Raw genomic sequence first — 12,175 nt, 5'->3', positions numbered from 1 at the left:
CCTTAATAAATGTCAAATGTCTAATAGCCCGTAACGCCTCTGAATTTGAAGCAATTTCACTCTAGCTTCCCCAGCATTGTCAGCTAAATCGGCAAATTCCAAGAACCGTTTCAACTCTTTTCGTAGCAAATTGCGCTCGACTTCTAAGGTTTCCCGACCCAAATCGGGAGGCAAAACTATCATGTCAAATAAAGTTGCCCTTTCCTTCCCCGGATGCGGCCGCAAAATGCGTCCCCGGCGCTGAATAAACTGGCGCGGATTGCTACTGCTTGCTAAAATTACAGCATTGCGAATTGCTGGAATATCAACGCCTTCATCCAAACAGCGAATCGCTACCAAACCTTGCAATTCTCCACTCTCAAATTGTCGGCGCAATCGTTCTCTTTCTGCTAAAGGAGTTGCCGCAGTATAAGTGTTAACTCGGTAGCCTAATTCTGAACCCAATAACTTCGCGGTTTCTGTTAGTTGGCGGTTGTTATTTCGGCGCGCCCCTCCTTCGATCGCACCGTCGCCACAGTAAAATAAAGTGTGGGCGGTGTCGAGACGGTGAATCATTAATTCTCGCAACGCTACTAATTTATTAGCCGCAGCCCCAATTAACCGAGCTCGCTGCATTAATAAAGTTGTTAAAGCATCGTTTTCTTCTACTTTTTCATCGCCCCAAAGCGCCCAGCCAATCTTTTGAGTTAAGCGGGAATATTTGCGGGTTTCGGCTTCGGTCAATTCTACTAAAATTGGATAGTATAAATAATGTACTAAGGCTTTTTGGCGGATGGCGTCGGCTAAGGTAAGTTCCGGCTGCAAAACCGGGCCGAAATAATCTAAAATAGCTTCAGTTCCTTGTTCGTCGAAATGCCTTTCTGGGGTGGCGGAAAGGGCGAGTCGCAGTCCAATATTGCGCGGCAAACTTTCTCCTAAACGGGGCGCGCCTAAGTTGTGAACTTCGTCTCCAATAATCAGGGTTTTTTCTGGGAAATAGCGCAGTTGCGATCGCAAACTATCTCCCATTAAGGTAGCATTAGTAGTGATGATTGTGAGAAATAGCCGATCGCCAGATCGCACTTCATACAAACCCGCAGCCAGCTTATTCTGCCAACTACGGGCGCTATCAAAAGCCAAAATAGGTTTTAAACCAAATTTCTCCGATTCGCGCGCCCACTGATTCACCAGGTGACAGTAAGGGCAAATTACGAGCAGGACTTGCAGGTTAATTTTATTGTATAATTCAGTGGCGATCGCCAGCGCAGTAATCGTCTTGCCACTACCCGTCGCCATCTTCAGCGTACCGCGTCCCTGATTCGCAAACCAATTAGCCACCGCCACTCGCTGATACTGTCGCAATTGCAGCGATGGCGGCATCTTCGGAAATCCAAATTGCGAATTATTAGCCGTTGAGCGATTCACCTTTAAATGCCGTTAGATGCAAAATTCCCTATACTCAACTTTAACTCACGGGCGATCGAAACTTAACAGCGCAAACAAATCATCGGCCGACAGTTGCAAATCCGACAGCACATCGAGCACAGGTAAAATATCCTGATTCTCTTTCGCCTCTGGTTGCTGCTGCGGTTTAAAAACCAGAACTAATTTTTCTTCCGGGTCAATCAACCAACCCAGTTTAGCATTGTGATTTAAGCAAAACAAAATATTATTAATGACCCGAGTTGGATTTTGATCCGGCGATAAAATCTCAATTGTCCAATCCGGGACAATTTTAAACCTGTTTTCTATTTCTCCATCAGCATTGAGAAGAATGCGCGACCACTCAAACACTGCTATATCTGGAACAATAGAACGTCCTCCAAAAGTGCAGCGCAATTCAGAAAAAGCAAAAGCTAACTTTTGCGGTTCTCCCACCTGATTAATTCTATTCCCAAAACGTGTTTGCAACGTGCTGTGTTTTCCTTGCGGCATAGCTTTTTGATAAATTTGACCGTCAACATACTCGCTAGCAGGCTTAGTTTCTGGAAGCAGCAGAAACTCTTCGAGAGAAATCTTGGACGGAGACTGAATTGACGTTACCATAAACAATTAACCCCTCAACAACTCAACTGCCGTCTTAAAAAGGATTCATATCGCTGTCAGTTTCCCAATCAGCACAACTCTCCGATTCCACACCAGTAGGGTGCATCGCACAAACCAACAAATTGCCACCGTAAACTTGACCGTGATAGTTGCGACAACCGCGACAAGCCGGCTGCTGCGTCGGTGAAGGGTCTACATAAGTCACCATCGACAAATCTATCTCATCAAACTCCGGGTCGAAGTCGCGGCAAATTTCAATTATCGGTTCGATAAATTCATTAAATAAACCGTCAAATTCATTGAAATAACCGTCAATGTCGTTAATCAGATTATTTTGTACTTGTTCTGTAAAGTCTTCCGACATTTTTGCCAAAACGTCCAGCATTTCGACAAACTCTTCGCCCATTTCGCTGAAAAAATGCTCTACTTCAGAAACAGCATTTTCCATTACTCCAAAAAAATCTTTAGACCAATCTTCCATGAATTTGACAGTTGGCTATTACAAAATATTTTACAGACAAGTGCAGCCAGCCTCAAGCGAAGCGATCGCACCTACTTTCAATTCTATTACCTATTGCCGGATATCCGGTCAAGTTTAACAGGACAGATATTCAAAAAGGGAACTCAAGAGTATTATCTTGAGTTCCCTTCCTGCTTTGCTGAGCGAGCTTTTTCCTGCTTAATCCCGCTTCAGCCGCCGCAATTCCTCTTGTAAATTCTGCACTTGTTCGCGGAGCTTGTCTACGCCGCCTGTCTCTTTAGCATCTTTTGCCGAGACATCTTCTTCCTCAGAAACAATTTCAATCCGCCGAGGTTCAGCGGGTTTTTCGTTCCCAGCCGAGGCTACGGGAGGCTGCTGCTGAGCCTGTTGTACCATATCGTCAACAAAGCGGCGAGCTTCTTCCGTGGACATCTCGCCCCGCTTCACCAATTCGTCTGCCAGCTTTTGGGCTTCAGTGCGTAATTCAGTTAACTTGCTGCCAGCTTTTTCACCAGCGTAGGAAGCTAGCCCGACACCAAGGTAAACTGCTTTCTGTAAAATATCTCCGAAACCAGGCATAGGAGCTACACCTCAAAAAACTGGGTGAACCGGAGACCACGCCTATTACAAGCATCCCGTGTTGCTGCTACCTTCCGGTCCTGACAAGATTTGGGCGTTGGAATCGCGTGGGTCCAGTTCATTTATGAGTATAACACAGTTATTTATTCTTCAACCACACACCAGTGATAAATTTCATAAATAACGCAACCGTTCTTCACCAGCGGGTCTTCAGCGACGATCGCCCTCGCCTCATCCATCGAACCCGCCTCAAACAGCAACATACCGCCGCCCCGCCGCCCCCAGTAGCCAGTTTTCGCTCGGTGTCCTTTAGAAATCAACTCTCGGACATAAGCTCTGTGAGCTGGCACGTATTGGTCAAAGACAGGCTTTTCGACAATTCCTTGCTCAATTTTGACAAACCAAGGCATTTTAAATTTTAGATTTTAGATTTTGGATTTTGGATTGTAGATTGGGAATGGAGTTTTTGGTACAAGCCTTGAGTAAATACTCGATTTTCCATACTCCGCCATTTCTTCCTCACTGCGATGTTATCCCATGAACCCGTCAAAACAGCGATTTTTTATTGCCCTAGTGCCGCCTCCCGATATTGAACAACACATTACTGAGATTAAACTATATTTTGCGGAACATTACAACAGCCGCGGTGCTTTGAATTCCCCGCCGCACATCACGCTGCAACCTCCTTTTCACTCGTTAGCGGAGGATGTTGCCAAATTAGAGGAAAGTTTGAACCAGTTTTCTGCAAATCGGCGGCCCATTCCCGTTACTCTATCCGGTTTTGCTGCTTTCACGCCCCGCGTCATTTACGCTGATGTTTTCAAATCGCCCGAATTGCTGGAGATTCACTCATCTTTGATGAGTTATTTGGAGGCAAATTTGGGAATTGTCGATCGAGTTTCTCAAAGTCGCCCATTTGTACCGCACATGACAGTAGCATTTCGCGATTTAACTAAGGAGAATTTTCAAACAGCTTGGTTGGAATTTGCAGGGCGATCGCTCCACTTTGAGTTTACCGCTTCGGCGTTAACTTTACTGCTTCACGACGGCAGCCGGTGGAACATCAGCAATCAATTCCCGCTTTCCGCCTAAACTCTCTCCCTTCTCTTTCTTTGCGTCAATAGCGTCTTCGCGGTTCCTTTTTCCCAAAAAATCTTGTTAGTAAATCATCATTAATCAACACTTCGGACAGTTTCATGGCTGACTCGCGAGGGGCGAGAAACCCGGTTTATACGACTTTTACCTCGATGAACGAGAACTATTCGTAGAAATCGGGTTTCTGAGGTCACAAGTGAGTCAACAAATTTGATGACTTTAGTCCTCACTACAAATCTGTTGAAATTTAAATGCCGTCACAGCTTACCTATTAATCTTATTCGGAGTTGCAAGTGCCACAGTTCCATAAACCGAAATTCCCGATTGTTCCAAAATTTTAATTGCCGACTTAACCGTAGTACCGCTAGTGTAAATATCATCAACTAACAGCACTCGATCGCGCGGGAGGCGACGACGGAAATCTTTCCCCAAACCTAAAGCATTTTTCATTTCCGCTTGGCGCTGCTGCGGCGTCAGAGCGAATAAAGCCTGAGTATTTTTCACCCGTTCCAAACCGTGCCGCTGCAAAGGCAAACCAGTCAGATCGCAAAAACTTTCAGCCAAAAGTTCCGCCTGGTTAAAACCGCGCTGCTTGAGCTTTTCTTTGTGCAGGGGAATCGGTACAACAGTTAAATTGTCTATAGCTAATTCGGGAAAACTCAGCCAAGCTTCCGCCAGCCAGCCGCCGAGAGGTTTGGCTAATTGCGGATTGCCGTCATATTTCAAAGCTGCGATCGCCCGTTTGAGAGCCCCGCCATACTCACCCCACACAAAAACACGCTGCTGTGAATGCCAAAATCGACCCGGATCGCTTAATTGACATTGCTGAAGCTGCTTGTCACAGTAGGGACAAAACTCTCCGGCGGCCGGTCGCTGACAAAGAGGACAGTTAGACTTAAGAAATAGATTGAGAAAAGATTTGACTAATCCCGTCCATTGTCGCTTGTTCATCCTAAAATTGTCGTAAGTGATTAATGGGAAAAACTATCAAATTCAATCTGTTTCCACGGACAGGCTCGCAGCGTGAAAAACCTCTACTGGTTAGACAAAATTCAACCTTCAGACAGAGATGCAGTGGGAGAAAAAGCATTTTACTTGAGCTGTTTGCTCCAGAAAAATCATCCCGTTGTACCGGGTTTTGTCGTGCCGGCTACTACATTCTGGCAGTTTTTAGAGTCGATCGACTGCCTAGAACCGCTGTTTGCTGACTGGCCACACTCTTCCCTGCACTTGAATGTCGATGAACCCAGACAACTGCAATCGATCGCCCGCAGCATCCGCCACCAAATCCTCACCGGCAAACTGCCCGATTCACTGCTCTCCACCCTAGAGTCTGCTGTTTCTCAACTCAACTCACAGTCAAACTTAAACTCCACAGCCTTAATTTTTCGCCCTTCCCTGACTTCCTGGAACCCGAAAACAGTAGGCATTTTGGAATCTCAGGCAGTACGGGCAGAACCCGAAGCCATTGGGGCCGGACTCAAACGAGCTTGGGCAGAAATGTTCAGAGCCCGAAGTCTATTTTACTGGCAGCGGTGCGGGCTGCGGGTACAGCAAATCAATCCCGCAGTTTTGGTGCAGCCACTTCAAGAAGCCATCGCCGCGGGCGAGGTGAAAACAAAGGCGGGCGCACAGTGGGAAATCCAAGCCACCAGCGGTTTGGGATTGTCCCTGGCTAGGGGAGAAACCATCCCCGATTACTATCAAGTGCAGCCGGAAACAAGCGCGGTTAAATTCCAGCGGATCGGTTACAAAACATTAGCCTACAATCTCAAAGTCGGCGATAGTGAACCGAAAAAAAAACTGCTACTGGGCAAGTTTGCTGCTTTCCCAATTCCCGATTCTCCCTTTATACTTTCTGATTTTGCTGACTGTTGCGTGCAAGTTTTAGCGCTGGGAGAAGAAGCACAAACACAATACGTTTTAGAGGAATCGCAACTGCAAGAAATCATTGAATTGAGTAAAAAAGCGATCGCCGAATTTGACTCAGATTTAATTTTGGAGTGGACGCTAAACCAGACAGAAAACAGCGGCGAACTGCAGTTTTATTTCACTCAAGTTCGTCTTGTCAAAGCGGAAAAAGTCGCGCCGGTAGAGGAAAATCCGAGATACCTCCGGCAGCCAAACTCGATCGCAAGAGCCCGAACTCCTGCCATACTCAGAGGTGTGGCAGCAGCATCAGGAAAAGCCGAAGCAATTGCCCAAGTTATGACTAATTCCCACCCAGAAAACGCGGAATTCCTAGCCGGAGGCATTTTAGTAGCCCGGACAATCGAGCCGAATTGGCTACCTTGGCTGAAGGTTGCTGCTGGGGTGGTTGCCGAACAAGGAGGTATGACAGGCCACGGCGCCATTTTAGCAAGAGAATTGGGGATTCCCGCCGTTGTGGGAGTGACCGGGGCCACGCGGGCGATCGCCTCGGGCGATTCGGTTTTGGTAGACGGCGATACCGGAGAAGTTTTTGCCCTCGCCCAACCCGATGCCATCGAGATAGCAGACAGCCGCCGACTTCTGGACACAGCAAAAAAGGCAGATATATACAGTACAGCAGCCAAAATGTCAATAGCCAAGCACCAATCTTCTACCTCCGATCGATCGTCCAATTCCGATCCTAAATCTCGACAATCTGAGTCTACTCAATATGTTTGGGGCCCACCAACGGCAACTCAACTGCTAGTTAATGTCAGCCAAACAAGTTCGATTGACCGCCTCAAAAATCTGCCAATAGACGGCATCGGATTGCTGCGATCGGAATTAATGGCATTAGAAGCTTTGGACTGTCAAAACCCCAAAGTTTGGCTACAAGACGGCCGCCAATCGGAATTTGTCGATCGCATGGCGGATTGCCTCAGCTTATTTGCTGCTGCCGTTTCGCCGCGCCCAATATTTTATCGATCTCTCGATTTACGCGACTCAGGCGCCCACGGCAGTTTCAGTTATACCTTTGAACCGGAATTATTTGATTGGGAACTCTGCGTACTTCAAAAAGTCTGCGAGTCAGGTCATACAAATGTTAATTTAATTTTGCCTTTCGTGCGATCGGTTGACGAGTTTATCTACTGCCGCCAGCGCTTAGAAACTGTTTGGAAAAACCGCTCAACGGAGTTTCAAATGTGGATTATGGCGGAAGTTCCTTCGGTGTTATTTTTATTGCCAGATTACGTAAAAGCCGGAGTTCAAGGAGTTTCTATCGGCACTAACGATTTAACCCAATTGCTGTTAGGAATTCACCGCAACTCCGACCAGGTAGCAGGTGCATTCAACGGGCGCGATCGAGCAGTGATGAGGGCGATAGAACAATTAATCAGACAGGCCCGAACCGCCGGTATTCCTTGCTCGATCTGCGGCGACGCTCCCGCATTGTATCCCGATACAGTTGAATCCTTCGTGCGGTGGGGAATTTCGTCTATTTCGGTCAATTTCGATGCTGTAGAACAAACTAGCAGGGCGATCGTCCGCGCCGAACAGCGCCTGCTGCTAGAAGCCGCTCGATCGATAATTAACAATTAACCACTCCCGGACGCACTTGACCTCAGAAATCCGGTTTCTACTCTAAATTATAGCTTTGGCAAGCAGCCACCCGCTCAGAAATCGGATTTCTAGACAACCAGTGCGTCCACGAATATTAACAACTATAGAAACCCCGTTTCTGAGTATATCTACCAACCGCGCCCGACGTTTAGGAACTTCTTAATTTCTCAAACCCTGGCTTTTATTCCTTTTATTGCTTCTTCCTTCTTCCTTTTTCATTCCACTAAGGATCGCGAATTAAATAACTTATAATTTTAATTGTTATTGTGGGATGGGCTCTTATAGCCCGTCCTTAAAAGACGGGCTATAAGAGCCCATCCCACTTTCAAGAGTGGAAGTTATTTAATTCTCATTCCTAACATCCCATTTTAAAGCTAGGATAGAAATATAACCAATTCTTGACCACGAATTTCAAAGGTGGTACCCGCCAGGTGATTTATCCGTGGATTCAATCCAAAATCGAAAATCGAAAATCCTTGCGTCCCCCGCATTTATCCGTGGGGTCGCCTCCAAAATCGAAAATCTAAAATCTAAAATCGAATGACCCGGAGGTACAAACAGTGAAATCAAAAATTCTTGCAACCGCAGCAATACTTGCCGCTCTAGGCTTTCTGCATCCCCATCCAGCATTATCTCAACCTGCAACTGACGGCGGCCAAAAACCCGGATTCTGGCAACCTCAAGCGCAGGTTGACAATACTCGCAACATTACCCTCAGACTGTTAAATGAAACGGGATTAAACCTAGAATACGGTGAATCAGGTGGCAGCTTGTCATCCTTGCCAGTCGGAGCCAGCAAAAACATCATTGTTCGTATCAGCAATCGCACCGGCGACATTGCCAATATTCCGATTAATGCCACAACAGCAACCACAACTTTGAAATACGACTATAACGTTGACTCGCAGACAAACATTTTGACGATTCGCATCACCAGAGCAGACGGCCGCACTAGGCAAGACCGATCAGTTTATATTGATGAAAAAGGGCGAGTTTACTCTTTTTAAGATTAACGCTCATCAACCCGCTTTCTCCTGACAAATTTTGCTTTTAGCAGTCAGGTATCGCCCAAGAAATCGGGTTTCTAGACTAGCGTGCCTAAATTCTGTCTTGCTCAAAAAGTTATGAATCAAGTGCAGCCAACAAAGAATCGATGTTTTTGTGCAGCGGATTTGACATTTCATCCCCAAAATCAACTGCTGCTTGCAATTCGGCGCTACTGGCGCACTGGTGCATCAGGTGGGTTCCGAGAGGATGTCAACCGCCGCATCGCCGACTAATATCGGTCGTTTCTATTGATAGCTGCGCCTCGATTTCCCTCTTCTTTCGGTTTAGCTTTGTTCACTCGCAAGGGGCGGCCCATCCACTCTGCACCGTCTAATTCGGCAATTGCAGCGTCTTCTTGGGCATCCTCCATCATCTCAACAAATGCAAAACCGCGCATCCGACCGGTTTCCCTGTCGGTAGGCAAGACAACTCGCTTGACTGTGCCGTATTCTGCAAATACTGCTTTCAGGTCTTCTTCGGTGGCGCGGTAAGACAGATTTCCAATGTAGATAGTCATGTCGATCGAACTGAACTTGTTGTGCTATAAATAATAACCTGTTAATTTAACTGTCAAGTGCTATCTAGCATACAACTGGGCGATCGACTCTGACTAAAAGGGTTTGCCACACTCACCGAAAGCATCCAGGATACAAGCCCCCTGATTTATGCGTGGATAAATAAAAAACCTGTATCCGAGAAACTTGCCTAACGTATTTATCTCGCGCAAGTCAATGCTTCAATTCTAAAATCTAAAATCTAAAATCGCGCAATCGATTGACAAACCCTTGGTACTGGCTGCAATAGTTAGCTCAATCAAAACTCATATCCTCACTCGCCCTGCGGATGAGTGAGGATATGAGTTTTGGGGGCGACGAGGAATCCCACCCCTGAACAATACTTGATTTTAATCGGATCGCTGATGGGTGGGCGACGAATCACCAAGCATCTTCGGAAACAAAGCGACTAACAAGGTATAATATATTAGGTTGCTCTGGGCCACGATCGTTGATATAGCGGTTCTCAACTTTCGTGAGGTACTTGCCAGTTAATTACCCATTCCCCACTTCTTCAATTCTTTAATTCTTTTATCTAAAATCTAAATCTGTACCTCACTCATTTGAGGAAACCTACTTCACGTCTCCCCAGCCCTTGCCTAAACGGGGAGATGTCACTTTCAATCCTCGGGCAAAATTTGGAATTGCCAAGTGGAAATGATGAATGCGACAAATTTTCTCTCCATCTCCTTCATCCCCAGTTTAGGATATTACTTTCTTTTCTCAATTAAACTAAGGATTTGAGATTTAAAGCCGCTTTGTTAAGTGTTTGAGTGCCAATTCGACTTTGGGTAATACCGCTGGCTGTTTCCGCTGCTCCTTTATTCAGAACATTCATCGCATCTACCACTTGCTCAATAGCGATCGCCTGCTGTTTGGTATTCAGATAAATTTGCTGACTGCTGACAACAACACTGTTAATAGCATTAGCAACATTGTTAAAATTATCCGCCGTACCTTCAGTCAATTTCAGGCTATTATCTAAAGTTTTCTTGCCCTCATCTGTTACCATCACTGTTTTATTAATGGAATTCTTAATACCGTTTATCAAATCACTAATCTGATCCGACGATTTTTTGCTTTGATCTGCCAGTCTGCGAATTTCCGTCGCCACCACCCCAAACCCCTTTCCTTGTTCTCCCGTGCGTACTGCTTCCACTGTTGCGTTAATCGCCAGCATATTAGTTTGATTAGCCAAATCGCTGACTAAATTGGTAATATTAGCAATCTGATTGGTTTGCTGGCTCAAATTTAAAACTTGAGCGGCAATTGCTCCAACTTTTTCCGTCAAACTTAACATTCCCTGCTGGGTTTTATACACCACTTTACTGCCTTCTGCAGCCATATTTAAGACATTACTGGCATTTTCAAGGGCTGATTGGGCTTGCATAGCTGATTGCCTCGATGATGCCCCCAATTCATCCATTGTGGTAGTTGTTTGATTAACAGAAGCAGCTTGTTGTACAGCAATACGTTCCTGTTGCTCAATTGTAGCAGCGATCTCGGTAGAAGAACTGACAATCATATTAATAATACCTTTGAGCGCTCGATCTAAAGGTTTGGCGATCGCTATGCTTAAAGATATGCCTAAAATAATCGCTATTACCGGCCCCAATGTCATGCCCAATACTACAGCTATTTGTGTTTTTTTAATATCGTTTTCTGCGCTTCTATAAGCTGCGTCTGCTTCCTTTCGGTTGGAGTCAGCTACTGCTAAAGTGGCTTGTTCAGATTTGATAAATCTAACACGAATCACCTTAGCTTGCTGACTAAGTTTATTCAAAAGGTTAGTAGCTGTGTTTGCTCTTGCCATTTCCGGCGAATTACTTTTACCCTGCTTAAGTAATTCAATCTGCAAAGCCAAAGGATTGAAAATTCCCAGTGTTTCAAATTCTTTATTAATTAGCAGGAGTTCTTGAGCTTCCTGCTGCCACTCCTCCCAATACTTAAGCATTTGTTGATATAGTGCGTCTTCATCTGAGGTACGAGGAAGCACTTCGTATGCTTTAAACCCATTTTTAATCTGCTGCCAAGCCTTGTCCATTCTGTTGAAAGCATCTTGCCTTTCTGCTTGACTGAGTGCGGGATTAATTAGCGCTCTTTCTGATGACTCAATTTGGGTTTGTCCCTCGTTAATTTTCAATAATGCTTCAATACTCGGTAATTTATTTTTACCGAGAGTCTCAATGTGTTGACTGAGATTGGATGTTGAACTCCATCCTACCCAGGCTACTAAAAATACTAAAAGTCCCATCGTCAGAAAGGCACTGATTAGTCTGGTTTGTAAATTCATTTTTCTCAACATACTATTTCTGCTTACTTCTACTACAGTTATCCTCGCTGCAATTATGGACATATCTTGTATATTATAGCTTCTATCAGGTATATGAATTACCTATTAAAAGTTTACATTTGAGGTTTTACCTGTTTAAAAAAAGTAGTAATGAATTGATGAGTAAGCTGTTCGGCATTTAAAAGACGATAGTAGGGTGTGTCATTACAGAAATGTTTCCCGCATAAGCTCGTAAGTGTTAACTCCTGACAAGCGAATTTCAAAGGTGATACCCGCCACGTGATTTATCTGTGGAATCAATCGAAAGCATCTCAAATCGAAAATCCTCAAGAAAGAGCATTTATCTCGCGCAAGTCAATTCTTTAATCGAAAATCTAAAATCTTAAATCGATTGACGCACCGTACAAGCCTCGTTACTGCTTTAAATGCTCCACAGCTTATAGCAATCCTCGCATCAGTTGTACAAATATGTAGGGGTAGTGCCCTGTGCCTACCCCCCACGGATTGGGGGGGCGTGAGTTTTGCCCCTACAACAATTACACAATTCACTTGGAATCGCTATAAGCTGTT

Annotated in this window: 12 protein-coding genes and 1 other RNA gene; 4 read left to right on the top strand and 9 right to left on the bottom strand. The window is 45.2% G+C overall.

What is annotated here, in order from left to right; translation table 11 throughout:
- Positions 1-12: 12 nt before the first annotated feature.
- The 6 genes from QUA50_RS04955 to QUA50_RS04930 form a co-directional block, all read right to left on the bottom strand.
- Positions 13-1,359, bottom strand: coding sequence for a DNA phosphorothioation system restriction enzyme (locus QUA50_RS04955; RefSeq protein ID WP_333232642.1), 1,347 nt, complete (start codon positions 1,357-1,359; stop codon positions 13-15).
- A gap of 90 nt (positions 1,360-1,449) precedes the next feature.
- Complete coding sequence (locus tag QUA50_RS04950; protein ID WP_333056141.1) at positions 1,450-2,025, bottom strand: Uma2 family endonuclease; 576 nt, start codon at positions 2,023-2,025, stop codon at positions 1,450-1,452.
- Positions 2,026-2,059: 34 nt separating this feature from the next.
- Entirely contained in the window at positions 2,060-2,506 is a 447-nt protein-coding gene (locus QUA50_RS04945) for a hypothetical protein (RefSeq protein WP_333208463.1), read from the bottom strand.
- A 198-nt stretch (positions 2,507-2,704) separates the two neighbouring features.
- Complete coding sequence (locus tag QUA50_RS04940) at positions 2,705-3,085, bottom strand: phasin-related domain-containing protein (protein WP_333056143.1); 381 nt, start codon at positions 3,083-3,085, stop codon at positions 2,705-2,707.
- A gap of 23 nt (positions 3,086-3,108) precedes the next feature.
- An RNA gene (gene ffs / locus QUA50_RS04935) (signal recognition particle sRNA small type) lies at positions 3,109-3,205 on the bottom strand.
- A 23-nt stretch (positions 3,206-3,228) separates the two neighbouring features.
- The gene (locus tag QUA50_RS04930; RefSeq protein ID WP_333056144.1) at positions 3,229-3,495 is read right to left on the bottom strand and encodes a YciI family protein; all 267 of its coding nucleotides are present in this window, start codon (positions 3,493-3,495) and stop codon (positions 3,229-3,231) included.
- Positions 3,496-3,622: 127 nt separating this feature from the next.
- Here QUA50_RS04930 and QUA50_RS04925 point away from each other — a divergent pair, with 127 nt between their 5' ends.
- Complete coding sequence (locus QUA50_RS04925) at positions 3,623-4,177, top strand: 2'-5' RNA ligase family protein (RefSeq protein ID WP_333056146.1); 555 nt, start codon at positions 3,623-3,625, stop codon at positions 4,175-4,177.
- Between the two features lie 267 nt (positions 4,178-4,444).
- On the opposite strand, the gene QUA50_RS04920 is transcribed toward QUA50_RS04925, so the two are convergent.
- Positions 4,445-5,131 carry a ComF family protein gene (locus QUA50_RS04920; RefSeq protein WP_333056147.1) on the bottom strand — a complete coding sequence of 229 codons (687 nt, stop codon included), beginning with the start codon at positions 5,129-5,131 and terminating at the stop codon, positions 4,445-4,447.
- 72 nt (positions 5,132-5,203) lie between these two features.
- Between QUA50_RS04920 and QUA50_RS04915 the strand changes: the two genes are divergently transcribed.
- The 3 genes from QUA50_RS04915 to QUA50_RS04905 all read left to right on the top strand — a co-directional run bounded on the left by QUA50_RS04915 (position 5,204) and on the right by QUA50_RS04905 (position 8,991).
- Positions 5,204-7,690 carry a putative PEP-binding protein gene (locus tag QUA50_RS04915; RefSeq protein WP_333267185.1) on the top strand — a complete coding sequence of 829 codons (2,487 nt, stop codon included), beginning with the start codon at positions 5,204-5,206 and terminating at the stop codon, positions 7,688-7,690.
- A gap of 581 nt (positions 7,691-8,271) precedes the next feature.
- Positions 8,272-8,718, top strand: a complete 447-nt coding sequence (locus tag QUA50_RS04910; protein WP_333267187.1) for a hypothetical protein — start codon at positions 8,272-8,274, stop codon at positions 8,716-8,718.
- Positions 8,719-8,805: 87 nt separating this feature from the next.
- Positions 8,806-8,991 (top strand): hypothetical protein, encoded by a 186-nt coding sequence (locus tag QUA50_RS04905; RefSeq protein WP_333299501.1) that lies wholly within the window; start codon positions 8,806-8,808, stop codon positions 8,989-8,991.
- On the opposite strand, the gene QUA50_RS04900 is transcribed toward QUA50_RS04905, so the two are convergent.
- On the bottom strand, positions 8,988-9,275 hold the full coding sequence (locus QUA50_RS04900; protein ID WP_333267191.1) for an RNA-binding protein: 288 nt from the start codon (positions 9,273-9,275) through the stop codon (positions 8,988-8,990). The two genes, QUA50_RS04905 and QUA50_RS04900, sit on opposite strands and share 4 nt — an antisense overlap.
- Positions 9,276-10,039: 764 nt before the next feature.
- Entirely contained in the window at positions 10,040-11,605 is a 1,566-nt protein-coding gene (locus tag QUA50_RS04895) for a methyl-accepting chemotaxis protein (protein ID WP_333267193.1), read from the bottom strand.
- Between the last annotated feature and the right edge of the window lie 570 nt (positions 11,606-12,175).

The organism is Microcoleus sp. M2_D5 (genome assembly GCF_036701935.1).
Lineage (GTDB): Bacteria > Cyanobacteriota > Cyanobacteriia > Cyanobacteriales > Microcoleaceae > Microcoleus.
Note: the sequence above shows the minus strand (reverse complement) of the source record. Positions and strands in the feature narration are given on the sequence as shown.